Origin of the sequence: Gordonia shandongensis DSM 45094, from assembly GCF_000423025.1 — a bacterium.
In the GTDB taxonomy this organism is placed as follows: Bacteria; Actinomycetota; Actinomycetes; order Mycobacteriales; family Mycobacteriaceae; genus Gordonia; species Gordonia shandongensis.
The window spans coordinates 384745-400378 of sequence record NZ_AUHE01000002.1 but is presented as its reverse complement, the minus strand read 5'-3'; the positions used below and the strand labels follow the sequence as shown (position 1 = coordinate 400378).

The 15634-nt window shown below is 68.3% G+C and carries 14 protein-coding genes; 5 read left to right on the top strand and 9 right to left on the bottom strand.

Annotation, left to right across the window (positions count from 1 at the left end; translation table 11 throughout):
- Nucleotides 1-27 precede the first annotated feature (27 nt).
- From G528_RS0104695 to G528_RS0104680, 4 genes are read right to left on the bottom strand one after another with little or no spacing between them, the layout of a single operon-like run.
- Nucleotides 28-1017, bottom strand: a complete 990-nt coding sequence (locus G528_RS0104695; RefSeq protein ID WP_051198279.1) for a glycine betaine ABC transporter substrate-binding protein — start codon at nt 1015-1017, stop codon at nt 28-30.
- A complete protein-coding gene (locus tag G528_RS0104690) occupies nt 1014-1787 on the bottom strand; it encodes an ABC transporter permease (RefSeq protein WP_026917967.1) in 774 nt (257 codons plus the stop codon). The genes G528_RS0104695 and G528_RS0104690 overlap by 4 nt, the downstream gene beginning before the upstream one ends.
- A complete protein-coding gene (locus G528_RS0104685) occupies nt 1784-3016 on the bottom strand; it encodes an ABC transporter ATP-binding protein (protein WP_026917966.1) in 1233 nt (410 codons plus the stop codon). Before G528_RS0104685 ends, G528_RS0104690 begins: the two co-directional genes overlap by 4 nt.
- A complete protein-coding gene (locus tag G528_RS0104680; RefSeq protein WP_425402207.1) occupies nt 3013-3615 on the bottom strand; it encodes an ABC transporter permease in 603 nt (200 codons plus the stop codon). The genes G528_RS0104685 and G528_RS0104680 overlap by 4 nt, the downstream gene beginning before the upstream one ends.
- Nucleotides 3616-3893: 278 nt before the next feature.
- On the opposite strand from G528_RS0104680, the gene G528_RS0104675 reads away from it, so the two are divergent.
- On the top strand, nt 3894-5114 hold the full coding sequence (locus G528_RS0104675; RefSeq protein WP_026917964.1) for an oxygenase MpaB family protein: 1221 nt from the start codon (nt 3894-3896) through the stop codon (nt 5112-5114).
- Here the strand turns inward: G528_RS0104675 and G528_RS0104670 are convergent, their stop codons facing one another.
- Complete coding sequence (locus G528_RS0104670; RefSeq protein WP_156890348.1) at nt 5115-7532, bottom strand: ATP-binding cassette domain-containing protein; 2418 nt, start codon at nt 7530-7532, stop codon at nt 5115-5117.
- 73 nt (nt 7533-7605) lie between these two features.
- A complete protein-coding gene (locus G528_RS0104665) occupies nt 7606-9453 on the bottom strand; it encodes a serine/threonine protein kinase (RefSeq protein WP_026917962.1) in 1848 nt (615 codons plus the stop codon).
- 187 nt (nt 9454-9640) lie between these two features.
- Here G528_RS0104665 and G528_RS16385 point away from each other — a divergent pair, with 187 nt between their 5' ends.
- The 3 genes from G528_RS16385 to G528_RS18390 all read left to right on the top strand — a co-directional run bounded on the left by G528_RS16385 (nt 9641) and on the right by G528_RS18390 (nt 12015).
- A complete protein-coding gene (locus G528_RS16385) occupies nt 9641-10657 on the top strand; it encodes a phosphotriesterase family protein (protein ID WP_051198277.1) in 1017 nt (338 codons plus the stop codon).
- 34 nt (nt 10658-10691) lie between these two features.
- Nucleotides 10692-11726, top strand: coding sequence for an LLM class F420-dependent oxidoreductase (locus G528_RS0104655; protein WP_026917961.1), 1035 nt, complete (start codon nt 10692-10694; stop codon nt 11724-11726).
- Between the two features lie 127 nt (nt 11727-11853).
- The gene (locus G528_RS18390) at nt 11854-12015 is read left to right on the top strand and encodes a hypothetical protein (protein WP_156890347.1); all 162 of its coding nucleotides are present in this window, start codon (nt 11854-11856) and stop codon (nt 12013-12015) included.
- 425 nt (nt 12016-12440) lie between these two features.
- Here the strand turns inward: G528_RS18390 and G528_RS0104640 are convergent, their stop codons facing one another.
- The 3 genes from G528_RS0104640 to G528_RS0104630 form a co-directional block, all read right to left on the bottom strand.
- A complete protein-coding gene (locus G528_RS0104640) occupies nt 12441-13880 on the bottom strand; it encodes a peptide MFS transporter (protein ID WP_035718863.1) in 1440 nt (479 codons plus the stop codon).
- A gap of 4 nt (nt 13881-13884) precedes the next feature.
- Complete coding sequence (locus G528_RS0104635; protein ID WP_026917958.1) at nt 13885-14712, bottom strand: adenylate/guanylate cyclase domain-containing protein; 828 nt, start codon at nt 14710-14712, stop codon at nt 13885-13887.
- Between the two features lie 92 nt (nt 14713-14804).
- Nucleotides 14805-15086 (bottom strand): hypothetical protein, encoded by a 282-nt coding sequence (locus G528_RS0104630; protein WP_026917957.1) that lies wholly within the window; start codon nt 15084-15086, stop codon nt 14805-14807.
- Between the two features lie 143 nt (nt 15087-15229).
- On the opposite strand from G528_RS0104630, the gene G528_RS0104625 reads away from it, so the two are divergent.
- Nucleotides 15230-15577, top strand: coding sequence for an RNA polymerase-binding protein RbpA (locus G528_RS0104625; RefSeq protein ID WP_026917956.1), 348 nt, complete (start codon nt 15230-15232; stop codon nt 15575-15577).
- Nucleotides 15578-15634 lie beyond the last annotated feature (57 nt).

Below are 15634 nucleotides of genomic sequence, written 5' to 3'. Positions count from 1 at the left end.
CCCGCCGGAGCGGGACGGCTCGGGTCGTCAGTAGGTGACGAAACCCTTGTCGACCAACCAGTCGCGAGCGACGTCGGCGGGTTCCTGGCCGTCGACGTCGACGCGGCGGTTCATCTCGGTGATCTCCTCCGACGTCAGGATCGCCATGATCGGCGCGGTGATCCGTGCGATCGACGGATGCGCGTCGGCGACCGCCTTGCGGAGATTGACCGCCGCGTTGTAGTGCGGAAAGAACTGCTTGTCGTCGACGAGGACGGTCAGGTTCAACGCTTTGATGCGTCCGTCGGTGGTGAACGCCTCGCCGAAGGTGCAGTTCCCGTTGGCGGTCGCCTGGTAGATGATGCCCGTCTGCAGGATCTGCGTGTCGGCCTGGCCCGGTGAGAATCCGTATTTGGCGGCCATTCCCGGGAATCCGTCCTGACGGCTGCGGAACTCGGTTTCCAGACAGGTCGACGCGGCGGCCGGATCGGATTTGACCAACGCCGCATACTCCGACAGCGTGCGAACACCGGTCTTCTCGACATTGGCCTGGTTGGCGACCAGCGCATAGGTGTTGTCCATCGGCGCGGGGTTGACCCACACCACGTCGTTGCGTGCCAGGTCTTCATCCCGCACCGCGTCGAACTGCGCCGTGGAGTCCGGGATCGGGGTCTCGTTGCCGAGGTAGTTGATCCAGCCCGTTCCGGTGTACTCGATGTAGGTGTCGACCTGGCCGGCGAGCATCGCGTCACGGGCGCTGTTGCTGCCCTGGATGTTCGTCAGATCGCGAACGTCGGCGCCGGCGGCGGCCAGTGAGAACGCGAGGATGTAGCCGAGGATGACGTTCTCGGTGAAGTCCTTGGAGCCGACGGTGATCGTCTCACCGTCGAGATCGGGTTGGACGGTGATCGAGCCCGGTTTCACCGGCAGCGGCAGTGAACTGCCCGAGCGGAGTCCGCACGCGGCGAGCGATCCGGTGAGCACGAGCGCGAGGAGGGCGGCGACGATCCGCGTCGGAGCGCGGTGCGTGCGGCTCATCGGAGCCCCTTCGGTCCGAGGTAGCGTTCCGCCAGCGCGCCGAGCCAGTCGACGAGAAGCGCCACCGCCACCGATAGTGCGGCGCCGACGATGAGGGTCACGTTGTCGCGCAGCTTGTACCCGGTGTCGATCAGGATGCCGAGGCCGCCGGCGTTCACCAGGAAGCACAGGGTGGCCGTGCCGACCGCGAGAACCAGGGAGGTCCGCAGCCCGGCGAGGATGAACGGGACGGCGAGGGGCAGTTCGACCTGCCCGAGGACCCGGAGCTCACTCATCCCCTGGCCCTTCGCGGCGTCGATGGTGGCGGCGTCGACCTCCTGCAGGCCGAGCATGCTGTTGCGGAGCACGGGCAGCAGCGAGTAGAACGCGATCGGCAGCACGCCGATCCAGAAGCCGGTGGTCGCCGTCCACAGGAAGAACAGGACGAGCAGGCCGATCGCCGGCGCGGCCTGCCCGATGTTGGCGACGCCGATGAACACCGGGGCCAGCCAGCGGAACCGCCGCCGCGTGACCAGCACCGCCAGCGGGACGGCGACGATGAGCACGATCGCGGTGATCGCCGCGGTCAATGCCAGGTGCTCGCCGACCAGTTTGGCGATGTACGAGGTGTTGATCGTGGCCGTCTGCGTCTCGGTGAGGTCGCGGCTGAACGCCCACCCGAGGACCCCGGCAGCGAGGATGACGGCGACGACCGGCTGGATCCACAGTTGCAGCCCGGCCGCCGACTTCTCGGCGGGGACCTCGCCTGCTCCGGCTGTCGCCGCGGTCATCCGGGACTCCCTTCCGAGTCCGCGTCGTCGGACCCCGGGGCGTCGTCGTGCGGTGCCGCGGGGTCGGCGATCGGCGGATCCCCTTCGTGCTGTTCGCGCAGCGACCGGATGGTCTCGATGAGCGTCTCGATCGTCACGACGCCGTGGTAGCGTCCGCGCGGTCCGGTGACCACGGTGGACGCGTTTCGTTCGGCGAGGATCGCCTCGAGCGCGTCCTGGAGTGTCGATGCGGTCGTGACGATCTCGCCGAGGGGAAGCCCCACGGATCGCAGTGACGTGGCGCCGGTGAGGTGCTTGCGGTCGGTCCATCGGACGGGCCGGTCGCGACTGTCGAGGATGACGCCCCAGTCGTCGATGCGTGCGGCGAATTCTTCGACGGACGTGTCCTCACGCGCCGTCGGCCGCTGTTCGAGGCGGATGTCGCGCACGCGAAGCAGGTTCAGCTGCTGCAGCGACGCACCCTGCCCGACGAATCCGGCGACCGTCTCGTTGGCCGGGTTGGAGAGGATCGCCTCCGGGGAGTCGTACTGCATGACGACCGACTTCTCCCCCAGCACCGCGATCTTGTCCCCGAGCTTCACCGCCTCGCTGAAGTCGTGCGTCACGAAGACGATGGTCTTGCGCAGTTCGGCTTGAATCTGCATGAGTTCGTCCTGGAGCAGTCCGCGGGTGATCGGGTCGACCGCACCGAACGGTTCGTCCATCAACAGGACGGGAGGGTCGGCGGCCAGCGCGCGGGCGACACCCACCCGTTGCTGTTGGCCGCCCGAGAGCTGCCGCGGGTAGCGGTCGGCGAACTGCGCGGGGTCGAGGCCCACGGTGTCGAGGAGTTCCTCGACGCGCGCCGTGATTCGGGCGCGATCCCACTTCAGCAGCTTCGGCACGACGGCGATGTTCTGCGCGACGGTCATGTGTGGGAACAGGCCGCCCTGCTGGATCGCGTACCCGACCTTCTGGCGGAGCTTGTTGCCGTCCATGGACAAGATGTCGCGGCCGCCGATGGTGATGGTCCCGGAGGTGGGTTCGATGAGCCGGTTGATCATCCGCATCGTGGTCGTCTTGCCGCTGCCGGAGGGGCCGACGAAGACGACGATCTCGCCGGCGGGAATGGTCAGCGAGACGTCGGCGACGGCGGGCTCGGTCTGTCCCGGGTACGTCTTCGACACGTGCTCGAGGACGATGTCGACACCTGAGATGCCGTCGTTCTGGGTGGTGGTGCTCTCCGTCAACGGATCCCCTTCGAGGTAGTCAATCGCCCGACGATCACGTAGATGCCGTCCAGTACGAGGGCCAGGACGACGATCAACGCCGTTCCGGTCAACGCCTGCGGCACCGCGGTGGGACTGCCGACGCGGGACAGTCCCGAGAAGATCAGGTTGCCGAGTCCCGGGCCTTTGGCGTAAGCGGCGATCGCGAGGATGCCCATCGCCATCTGGGTGGCGACCCGCATCCCGGTGAGGATCGACGGCCACGCCAGCGGGAGCTCGACACGCGCCAGGACCCGGAGCCGGCTCATCCCGATCCCCTTCGCCGCATCGGTGACCGCGGGGTCGACGGCCCCGAGGCCGACGATCGTGTTCCGAATGATCGGCAGCAGGGAGTACAGGGTGAGTGCGATGACCGTCGGCGGAACACCCAGTCCGACGATCGGAATCAGGATGCCGAGCAGTGCGAACGAGGGAATCGTGAGAACGGTGCTCGAGAGTGCGGTGGCGACCGCCGATCCGGCGGGACTGCGGTACACGAGGATTCCGACGACGACGCCGATCACGGTCGCCAGCAGGAGGCATTGGATCACCGCGCTGACGTGCAAATAGGAATCCACCACGAGTTGAGACTTGCGGTGTGAAATGAATTCCCAGATTGCGTTCAGGGCCTCGCTCCTTTTTCTTCTCTCCTGTCGACCGTAGATCAGGATCGGCGCACGATTCGGGGATTCGCGGGGAACTCCCCGTTCCGCCGCGTGCGCGGCAGCGGGTCCGTGACGGCCGTTCAAGCTCTCGATGAAGCGTTGACCAGCGGGTTGAGACGAATTGCTGGACTCATCGCACGCGACGGCTTAGCGTGGAAGCAGATGTGATCGTCACGACCGATCGGGGTAACACCATGACAGCAGCAGCGCCGGCGAGGCACCCGGACCAACCGTGCCGCATTCCCAAAGGGATCGAGATCTTCAGCAGACTCCTGAGGATCGACCCGCCGACCGACGCCGAGTTCGCCAGACTCGGCAGCGCGCTCATGGAGGGCGACCCCGCGATGGACGCGGTGGTCGACGCGATGTCGGCCGCCGGGATGCGGGAGACGCGGCCCCTGTTCGAGAAGGCGCTCGCCGACGGCATCGACTCGGTCGCCGGGGCGCCCGCGGCGATGGAGCAGTTCTTCCGCGACGCCGAGCGGACACCGGACTGGGTGGATCGCGACCAGCTGGTACTGGCCGCGCAGGTGATGCAGAGCGGCGGCACGGACGGCCTCTACATCGCCCGCGACGTCGCCCTGATGGGCGGCTACCTGTTCTCCGGATTCAACCAGACCCTCCTGCGGACCGGGGCGCTCAAGAAGGGCTCGAACAAACGGTTCGCGGAAACATCCCGGTGGGCGCTGGACGTCATCAGCGCCGGCGGGCTGGAGGTCGGCGGCGCCGGCTATCGGTCGACGATCCGGGTGCGCTTCATCCATTCGATGGTCCGCCGTCACGTCGGCGGGATGGCGGACTGGGATGACGACCTGTTCGGCGTTCCGGTGAATCAGACCGATATGGCCGCGACCCTCGTCGGCTCCCTGGTGGCCCCGTCGGTCGGCGTGGCCGGTCTGGGCCTGGTCAACTCGCCGCGCGAGTACGAGGCCGTCGCACACCTCACCCGCTACGTCGGGTGGCTCATCGGCGTCGACGACGAGTTCCTCCCGCGCGACTTCCGCGACGCCATCCGAATCCTCGCCCACACCTCGGCGGCACTGTCGACTCCCGACGAGACCTCGCGGCAATTGGCGATGCCGATGTTCGACGACCCCGACGAGTGGCACTATGACACGTTTCCCCGGTTCCGCCGGGCGTTGGCGCGCTCCCAGCACATGGGGATCGCCTTCGCCTTCCTCGGTCCGGGGGCACTGCGGAAACTCGGCTTCTCCGGTGTCGCCGTGCCCTGGTATCCCCCGATGGTGATCGGCCTGAACGTGGCGCGATCGCTGGCGGCGCAGCTGCCGGGAGGCCGAGCCCGCGCGGCACGATCCGGTGAACGCCGTGCGGAATCGTTCATGACGACGATGGCACCGGTGCCCGTGGTGGTCGGCGACTCGGCCGCGGCCGTGAACGCGCACGCGCACGCCTGATCAGGCGCCCGTCACGGGCCTCCGAGTGCTCGGCGAGACATCGGCGACGTACTCCGCGAGATGCTCCCCGGTCACCGTCGACCGCCCGGCGACGAGATCGGCCGGGGTCCCCGTGAAGACGACCCGCCCACCGTCGTTGCCCGCACCGGGACCGATGTCGATGAGCCAGTCGGCGTGCGCCATGACGGCCTGGTGGTGCTCGATCACGATCACCGACCCGCCGGCGTCCACGAGCCGATCGAGAAGCCCGAGCAACTGTTGAACATCGGCGAGGTGCAGGCCGGTGGTCGGCTCGTCGAGCACGTACACCGACCCCTTCTCGACCATCGCCGTCGCCAATTTGAGACGTTGACGCTCGCCCCCGGACAGCGTCGTCAGCGGTTGCCCGAGCGTGAGGTAGCCGAGTCCGACATCGGCCAGCCGCGTCAGGATCTTGTGGGCGGCCGGTGTGCGGGCGTCGCCGTCGCCGAAGAATGCGGCGGCCTCGTCGACGGACATCGCGAGGACCTCGCTGATGTCGCGGCCGCCGAACGTGTACTGGAGGACGGCGGAGTCGAAGCGTCTCCCCTCGCATTCGTCGCACGGTGTCGACACCCCGGCCATCGTGGCCAGATCGGTGTAGATCACCCCGGCGCCCTTGCACGTCGGGCACGCGCCCTCCGAATTGGCGCTGAACAGTCCGGGCTTGACGCCGTTGGCCTTCGCGAACGCCTTGCGGATCGGGTCGAGCAGTCCGGTGTAGGTGGCGGGGTTGCTGCGACGCGATCCGCGGATCGCCGTCTGATCCACGGAGACGACGTCGACGTCGCGCGGCATGGAACCGTGGATGAGCGAACTCTTGCCGGAACCCGCGACGCCGGTGATGACGGTGAGCACGCCGAGGGGGATGTCGACGTCGACGTCGCGCAGATTGTTTCTGGATGCCCCGCGGATCTCGATCGCACCGGTCGGGGTGCGCACATCGTCTTTGAGGAAGACGCGGTCGTGCAGGTGATGGCCCGTCGGTGTGTCCGCCCGACTCAGGTCCTCGACGGTGCCCTCGAAGCAGACTCGACCACCGTGCACGCCCGCCCCCGGACCCATGTCGACCACGTGATCGGCGATCGCGATCGCCTCGGGTTTGTGTTCCACCACGAGCACGGTGTTGCCCTTGTCCCGAAGGCGCAGCAGCAGGGCGTTCATCCGAGCGATGTCATGCGGGTGCAGGCCGACGGTCGGCTCGTCGAAGACATAGGTGACGTCGGTGAGCGCGGAGCCGAGATGCCGGATCATCTTGGCGCGCTGCGCCTCACCGCCCGACAACGTGCCGGTCGGCCGGTCGAGCGACAGGTAGCCGAGGCCGATCTGGACGAACGAGTCGAGGGTGGCTCGCAGGCCGTCGACCAGCGGCGCCACCGACGGGTCCTCGACGGTCCGCACCCATTCCGCGAGATCGGTGATCTGCATGCGGCAGGCGTCCGCGATGCCGACGCCGTCGATCCGGCAGGCTCGAGCGTGCTCGGCGAGCCGGGTCCCCTCACAGTCCGGACAGGTGGTCGCGGTGACCGCGCGTTCGATGAAGGCCCGGACATGGGGTTGAACCGACTCGATGTCCTTGGACAGCATCGATTTGGTGATCTTCGGGATCACACCCTCGTACGTGAGGTTGATCCCGTCGACCTTCAGCTTCGTCGCCTCGCGGTACAGCAGATCGTCGAGTTCGCGGTCGGTGAACGCGCCGACGGGTTTGTCCATGTCGAAGTACCCGCTGCCGCCGAAGATCCGTCCGTACCAGCCGTCCATGCTGTATCCCGGAACCTTCAGCGCCCCCGCCGACAGGGACAACTCGGGATCGAAGATCGCCGAGAGATCGAAATCGGAGACGGTGCCCATCCCCTCGCACCGCGGGCACATTCCGCCGAGACGTTCGTACGAGGTCTTGACCGCGGTCGCGCCCGAGCCGCGCTCCACTCGAATGGCGCCGCTCCCCCGCACCGTCGGGACATTGAACGAGAACGCGTTCGGACCCCCGACGTGCGGGGTGCCGATGCGGCTGAACAGGATCCGGAGCATGGCGTTGGCATCGGTGATGGTGCCGACGGTCGAGCGCGGGTTGCCGCCGATCCGCTCCTGATCGACGATGATCGCCGTCGTGATCCCGTCGAGGACGTCGACGTCGGGACGCGCGAGCGTCGGCATGAAGCCTTGGACGAAGGCGCTGTAGGTCTCGTTGATGAGGCGCTGCGACTCGGCGGCGACCGTTCCGAACACGAGTGAGGTCTTGCCGGACCCCGAGACGCCGGTGAAGACCGTCAGTCGCCGTTTGGGCAGATCGACGTCGATGTCGGCGAGATTGTTGACCCGTGCACCGCGGACGCGGATCAGATCGTGGCGGTCGGCGGGCGCGACGGCGTCGGCGTCTCTGGCGGGTGCTGGCATGTGGAACATTCTGCCGTACCGGGGCCCGCCGATCGGTGCAGTCGCCGCAGAGCGTCGCTCGAGTCCGGGTCCGTCACCGTTTCGGGGTGAGCAGTCCGGTGACGGCGGTCTCGACCTCGCGGGACGTCCTGGCGTCTCCGGTCGGACTCGCCCCGAACGCGAGGGTCTTCGGTGTCGTGCCGACCACCACGAGGACGATGTCGTCGCCGGTGACCCGTGAGGGACCGCCGCTCACGGAGATCCGCGCCCTGATCAGCGTGTACTCGGTGACACGGTCCTCCATCGTCCGGTTGATCGGCGCACCCGGCGACGGGGGCGACGGTGACACCGTGTCGTATCCGGGGTTCTCCGGCAGACATGACAGGAACTTTCGGGCGATGGCCTCGGTGGATCCGGTGAAGTCGGCCGGGAGCGTCCCCACGGTGATCTGTGCGGCCCAGCCGCGCGTTCCCTCGGGCCGCGCGGCCGTGACCCCGGCCGCGGACGTCACGTACGGGAGGCTGGTGTAGGTGTCGGGCCGCCACCCGCGCGGCATCTTCTCCTCGGGGATCCAGATGTCACCGTCGCGAATCGTGGTCGTCGACTGCGTCGATGTGGTGCGACCGACGGTGCATTCCGTGGGGACGCCGCCGACCACGCGGGGGTCCGTCGCCGGTGTGGGCGATGCGGAACTGTCGGCCGAGACGCTCGACGACGACGACCGTGACGTCGAGGCCGCCGCCGGTGACGACGATGAGGTGTCGCGGAACAGGAAGTACGCCCCGACGGCGAGGGCGGCGAGGACGATCACGACACCGAGTGCGATCAGGGCGATCGTCCGTCCGCTCAGTCCGCCGGTACCGCCGTGGCCCGGGATGGGCGGCGCCTGCGCGGGACCCGCGCCGCCGTGCAGGCCGGGAGGCGGTCCGTACCAACCGGGCGCCGGGCTCTGCGGGTACGGCGAATAGCCCGGCGGAACCTCCGAGTCCGGTGCTCCGGGGGCCGTGTATCGCGCCGTCGGGCGTTGCGGGGGCTCCGGTGACGGAGTGTTGAGCATCGTCGGTGCGTACGCGGGCGACGGTGCCGACGGACTCCGGCCGGGCCCGGGAGCGCGCAGGGCCGTCGCCAGGTCACCGGCGAAGCGGGCGCAGGACTCGTAGCGCGCCGCCGGGTCCTTGGCCATCGCCCGTGCGAGAACGTCGTCGACGGCGGCGGACAGTTCGGGGCGGTGCGCGCTCACGCGCGGAGGGGGCGCCTGGAGGTGAGCGGTGATGATGTCGGTGGGCGTCGCCAGTGGAAAGGGCGGTCTGCCGGTCAGCAGTCGAAAGGCGGTGCAGGCCAGCGCGTATTGATCGGATCGGCCGTCGAGCTGAACGCCTCGCAGCTGTTCGGGCGACGCGTACTGGATCGAACCGACCGTCAGGTTAGCGGCGGTCAGCGCGGTGTTGTTCGCCATGGTGCGGGCCACACCGAAGTCGGAGAGGTAGATCTTGCGGCGCGTCGCGTCGGTCGCGTCGATCAGGATGTTGGCGGGTTTGACGTCGCGGTGGATCATTCCGTGGGCGTGTGCGTAGTCCAGCGCGTCGGCGACGGCCGTGACGAGTTCCCCCGCATCCGGGCCGACCAGTGGGCCGGAACGTCGCAGCATCGCCTCGGCGTCCTCCCCCGGCACGTACTTCATCGCGATCCACAGCTGCCCGGACTCCTCCCCGCGGTCGTAGACGCTGACGATCGACGGATGATCGAGCCGGGCCGCCAGATCGGCCTCCCGGGTGAACCGGGCCCGATAGACCGGGTCGGCGGTCAGCTCGGCGGGCAGCACCTTGACGGCGTCCCGGCGCGGCAGGCGCGGATGCGCGGCCAGGTACACCTCGCCCATTCCGCCGGCCCCGAGCAGTCGCTCGATCCGGTAGCCCGCAAATGTCTGGCCCGCGCTCAGCATGCGTACACAGTAACCGGACGTGACCTGGACCACCCGGGATGCCCGTCGCCCGTCGGGGGCAGTCCCGGCGGTGTGTGACGGCTTCATCCGTACCGGGCACGCACGGCGCCGCAGACCGATACGTTGGTTCGGGGTCTGCGCCGTCGTGGGGCGACGGTCGGTTCTAGCGAGTGCGGCGGAAGGAATCATGGACGGCATCAACACCGTGACGGGGCCCGTCCCGGCCGACAGCCTCGGAACCGTCCTGACCCACGAGCACATCTTCGTGGTCAACGAGGACCACCGACTGAACTTCGATCCCGGCTGGAACGAGGACGATCAGGTGGCGAAGGCCGTCGCGCTGCTCGACGAGGCGCACCGGGCCGGAGTCGACACCCTCATGGACGTGTCGGTGGCGGGTCTGGGCAGAAACGTGCACCGCGTGGCGCGCGTCGCGGAACGCGTCGACCTCAACATCGTCGTCGCCACGGGCCTGTACACCTATCACGACCTGCCGTTCCCGTTCCATTACACGGGGCCGGGGCTGGGGTTCGACGTTCCCGATCCGCTCGAACAGCGCTTCATCGCCGATCTCACCGAGGGGATCGGCGACACTCGGGTCACCGCCGGCTTCCTGTACTGCGCCATCGAGGCGGAGGGGCTCAGCGAGGGCGTCGAGCGGGTGATGCGGGCCGTCGGCCGAGCGGCGGTGGCGACCGGAGCACCGGTCCTCGTTCACACGAACCCGCACACGCAGTCGGGTCTGATCGCTCAGCGCGTCCTGGCCGAGGAGGGCGTCGACGCCACGCGGGTGATGATCGGGCACTGCGGGGACACGGCGGATGTCGATTACCTCATGCGGTTGGCGGACGCCGGGTCGGTCATCGGCCTCGACCGCTTCGGCCTCGACGTGCTGCTCCCCTACGAGACGAGGTTCGCCACCCTTCTCGAATTGCTGCGGCGCGGCTACGGCGATCGGATCTCGCTGTCGCAGGACGCCTTCTGCTACAGCGAGTGGTTCGACGCCGACACGATGCGCGAGGTCGCACCCGATTGGAATTACCTGCAGATCACCGGACGCGTCGTGCCCGACCTGCTGCATGCGGGCATCGAGCAGGGGGTCATCGACCAGATGCTCGTCGAGGTGCCCCGACGGCTGCTGACCCGGAGCTGCGCCGACGGCGGGGCGCGGGTCTACGACCTGAGTCACGGCGACCGACGGTGAGCTGACGCACACTCGCCTCGATTAGGGTCGAGGGATGAAGTTCGGACTGCAACTCGGATACTGGGGCGCCACACCGCCGTCGAATCATCGCGACCTCGTCGAGGCTGCGGAACGATCGGGTTTCGACTCGGTCTTCACCGCGGAGGCGTGGGGGTCGGACGCTTACACGCCGCTGTCGTGGTACGGGTCGTCGACGCGGCGACTGCGGCTCGGCACCTCGGTCCTGCAACTGTCGGCGCGGACTCCGACGGCGTGCGCGATGGCGGCGATGACGCTGGACCATCTCTCCGGCGGACGGCACGTGGTCGGTCTCGGCGTCTCCGGTCCCCAGGTCGTCGAGGGCTGGTACGGCCAGCGGTTCGCGAAACCGCTGGCAAGAACCCGCGAGTACATCGACATCATGCGGCGTGTCTGGGCGCGGCAGGAACCGGTCACCAGCGCAGGCCCGCATTATCGGCTCCCCTACGACGGCCCCGACGCGTCGGGACTCGGCAAGGCGCTCAAGCCCATCGTCCATCCGCTGCGCAGCGACATCCCGATCCTCCTCGGTGCGGAGGGGCCCAAGAACATCGCGTTGGCCGCGGAGATCGCCGACGGGTGGCTTCCGCTGTTCTACACACCGCGGATGGCCGATCAGTACAACGAATGGCTCGACGAGGGGTTCGCGCGGGCCGGGGCGAGGCGGACCCGTGAGACGTTCGAGATCGCGGCGGTGGCGCAGATCGTCCTGACCGACGACCCGGCCGCGGCGTACGCCGGGATCAAGCCGTTCCTGGCGCTCTACATGGGTGGAATGGGCAGCGAGGACACGAACTTCCACGCCGAGGTGTACCGGCGGATGGGGTACGGCGACGTGGTCGACGAGGTGACGGCGCTCTTCCGGGCCGGCCGCAAGGACGAGGCCGCCGCCGTCATCCCCGACGCGGTGGTCGACGACTCGGCGATCGTCGGAGACGAGCGGCATGTCCGCGAACAGATCGCGCGGTGGGAGGCTGCCGGTGTCACGACGATGCTGGTCTCCCCCGGCTCCGTGGACGAGGTCGAACGGCTCGCCGCACTCGTCCGCTAGGTCGTCGGGTGAACACGAACCGACGAAAGTGAACGGAAGGTTAACCGCCACCCAATGGAGGTTGACGAAACGTGGCGCTGCGGTTACAGTGAAGTGGACTTGAGAGAAGCGGAGGAGGGCGTTCACTATGCAGAGCAGCACCAGTTCGACCCTTACGTCGAAGAGCACCACGTCGAAGTTCACGGAGTTCGTGCACCGAATCGCGGAACGGATGAACCAGAGCGCCACCGAGCGCCTGAACCTGCAGCTGGCGAACATGCCGGTCGCGGTCCTGGGTTCACCCCGATAGGGTCCGATCGTGACCGCGCACTGAGACATACCGTGCGCTGAAACAAATCACGTCAGCGGTCCCCGGCAGCATCACGCTGCCGGGGACCGCTGTCTGTTCTGGTGGCTGTCTGTGCCGGTGCCGGGGATCGCCGGTGGGGTGCCGCTATGCCGGTGGTCGCGGTACTGCGCTGGTCAAGTGCCACGCACCGCATCGGCACTCGTAGGAGCGCAGCATCGTCCTCGCGGTCGACGACCGGGAGATCGCGAGGATCGCACCGGCGACGGCTGCCGAATCCGGGTACGCGATCTTCTCCGGTGTCGGACAGGACGACACGGGGAGAGAAGGCGGCCGTACGCGCCGCGTGGGACGAGCACTCGCCGCGAAGGTCCGCGACTCGATCCGACGGTAGTACTCCTCCAGTTCACCGTCGTCGAAGACGGCCATCACAGGACGCCTCTCATGAGACGCCTGATGGGTGCCCGGAACGCCAGGAGCAGTGCAGCGACGGCCAGGGAACTCAGGCCGATGATCCAGAAGTACGGTGCCTCGTCGTCGGGGTCGTAATACGTCGACAGTGTGCCCGCCAGCGCACTGCCGAGGGCGACGGACAGAAAGAACAGCGCCACCATCTGGGTGTGGAACGCAGCGGGCGCGAGTTTGGTCGACAGCGACAGGCCCACCGGCGAGAGCGAGAGCTCGGCGATGGTGAACAGGAAGAGGATCCCGACCAGTCCGAGGAGCGGTGCACTCCCCGGTCCCCCGCCGGCCATCGGGATGAAACAGAGGAACGCGACGCCCATGATGCCGGTGCCCATCGCGAATTTGACCGGAGTCGACGGCTGCCGCGGTCCGAGGGCCGTCCAGATGGCGGCGAAGACACCGGCGAAGACGATGATGAAGACCGGGTTGATCGATTGCACCCACGATGCGGGCATCGTCCACCCGAAGATCTCGCGGTTCAAGCGCTTGTCGGAGTACTCCGCGACCGTGGTGAACTGCTGCTGGAACAGCGCCCAGAAGGCGGTCGAGGCGAGGAAGAGGGGGACGAAGGCCACGACGCGACTGCGTTCCACCGACGTGATGGCGCGGCTGGTCAGGATGACCGCGAAGTAGCCGGCGGCGGCGATCGCCGTGACGGTGACGACGACGGTCGACAGCGTGGACGCTTTGAGCAGGCCCGTCATGGCGGCCACGATCACGACGACGATCGCGACGACGCCGATGCCGACGACCCGTCGGCGCGCCTCCCGCGGCAACGGATCGGGTACCGAGCGTCCGATGTCATCGAAGCGATGTCGGGTGACCGCGTACTGCACGATGCCCAGGAACATCCCGACGGCGGCGAGCCCGAAACCGAGGTGGAAGCCGACGTGGTCCTGGGCGTAGCCGGTCAGCAGCGGTCCGAGGAATCCGCCGAGGTTGATGCCCATGTAGTAGATGGAGAATCCGGCATCGCGGCGCAGGTCGTCGGGACTGTAGAGGTCGCCGACCAGCGATGTCGCCGTCGACTTGACGCCACCGCTGCCGATCGCGACGAGCACCAGACCCGCGGTGAGCCCGGGGACGCCCGGGATCGCGGCGAGGCTGATGTGTCCCGCCATGATCACGATCGCGCTGTAGAACAGCGTCCGCTCCGAACCGAGCAGGCGGTCGGCGATCCAGCTGCCGAGGACCGTCGACAGATACACCAGGCCGCCGTAGGCGCCGACGATGCTCTTGGCGGACCCCTCGTCGAATCCGAGTCCGCCGTCGGCGGCCTGATAGTAGAGGTAGTAGGCCAGGATGGCCTGCATCCCGTAGAAGGAGAAGCGCTCCCACATCTCGACGCCGAACAGCGTCCCGAGTGCACGCGGATGGCCGAAGAAGCCGCGGTCGGTCGTCATGCTCTCACGGTATGGCAGGCGGATCGTACCGGGGAAGAACTCGGAAGACCCTGAGGTCTTTCGGCACCCCCTTGGCCGAGAACCGCCGCCGGCGTGTCGTGTACGCCGCCGGATCCACGTGCGCCAGGGTGCTCTCGCTGGCGTAGACCTCGCCGCCGCCCGCAGCGTCGCAGACCCGGGCGGCGATGTTGACGTCGATGCCGAGGAAGTCGTCCCCGACCGCACGCGGATGTCCGGTGTGCAGACCGGCTCTCAGTTCGGGACGGAAGTCGCCGACCGTGATGGCGCTGACCGCGACCACGGCCTCGTGTGCGGCGGCGATCGCTTCGGCGGCGTCGAGGAAGACGGCCATGGTGCCGTCGCCGAGCGTTTTCACGACCTGGCCGTCGTGTCCGCCGATCACGGCCGAACACGCCGAGTTCACCGACTCCAGGAGGTCGAGGACCTGATCGTCGCCTGCGCGCAGCGCCCACGACGAGAATCCGACGAGATCGGTGAAGAGGATCGTGGCCGGCACCGGACGGGCGGGGTCGGGTCGGCGGCGTTCCACGAGGGACTGCCACACCGCCACCGAGGCGAGACCGAGTTCGCGGACGGCGCTCGGCCGATCCGGGCGCACGTCGTTGAGGAGGCGGGCCACCCGGTCCGAGGCCCGGTCGGCCGCCGGGAGCGGTCCGTCGGTCGGCGCGAGCCGTCGGGCGAGCTGGGCGGCGCGGATCGCCGCCGCGCTGCGATCGGTCCGTGACAGCAGCTCGCCGGCCCGATGCAGCGGGGACGGCGGCGCGTCGTCGCGATGTTCCGGATCCTGTGCCGGGCGCCGATCGTGGTTCACAACCGTCCAGTCTAGTGACGCCGCGTGATGGGCCGACGGTGATGTCGCTCTCCGCGAAGATCGCCCGAATCGGAGGCGGTCGAATGGGGCGGTCAGCGGAGACTTTCGGCGCGGTGTGCGAGTTCGAGCAGTTCGTCGGCGAGGCGTCCGAGGGTGTCGCGCTCGGCGTCCTCGGCTATCGCCGTGGACAGGTCCTCGGCGGCGCAGCGCAGTTCGAACATGCGGTCGCCGAGGTCGGCGGCCTCGGCCGGGCTCAAGATCACGGCGTCGGCGGGAATAGAGGTGCCTTCGAGGAGTGTTCTCTGTTCATACGCGCGCTGACGGCACGACCGTTTGCAGTACTTGCGGCGGCGGCCGAGTTCGGAGTCGACCATCTCGCGGCCGCACCAGGAGCACGCATAGGGGCGGTGGCGTGAGGGCGACCCGTTCGAGGCGGTGGCGGACACACCATGACGGTACCGCGTCGCGGGAGCGCGTAGAATGGTGGAGATCCCCGATCCTGTGAGAGGAACCCTGAATGGCTGATCGAGTCCTGCGCGGTAGTCGACTCGGAGCGGTGAGCTACGAGACCGATCGCGACCACGACCTCGCGCCGCGTCGGATGGTCCAGTACCGGACCGACAACGGTGAGATCTTCGAGATCCCGTTCGCCGACGACGCCGAGGTCCCCGCCACCTGGCCGTGCAAGAACGGCATGGAGGGCAAGCTGATCGACGGCGACGCACCCGAGGAGAAGAAGGGCAAGCCGCCGCGCACCCACTGGGACATGCTGTTGGAGCGGCGCTCCGAGGAAGATCTCGAGGTGCTCCTCGCCGAGCGCTTGGACCTGCTCAAGCAGCGTCGCCGGGGCGGCGGAGTCTCCTGATCCCCGAACACGTCACGATGTGAGACGACGGGCCGCGGCACGATGCCGCGGCCCGTC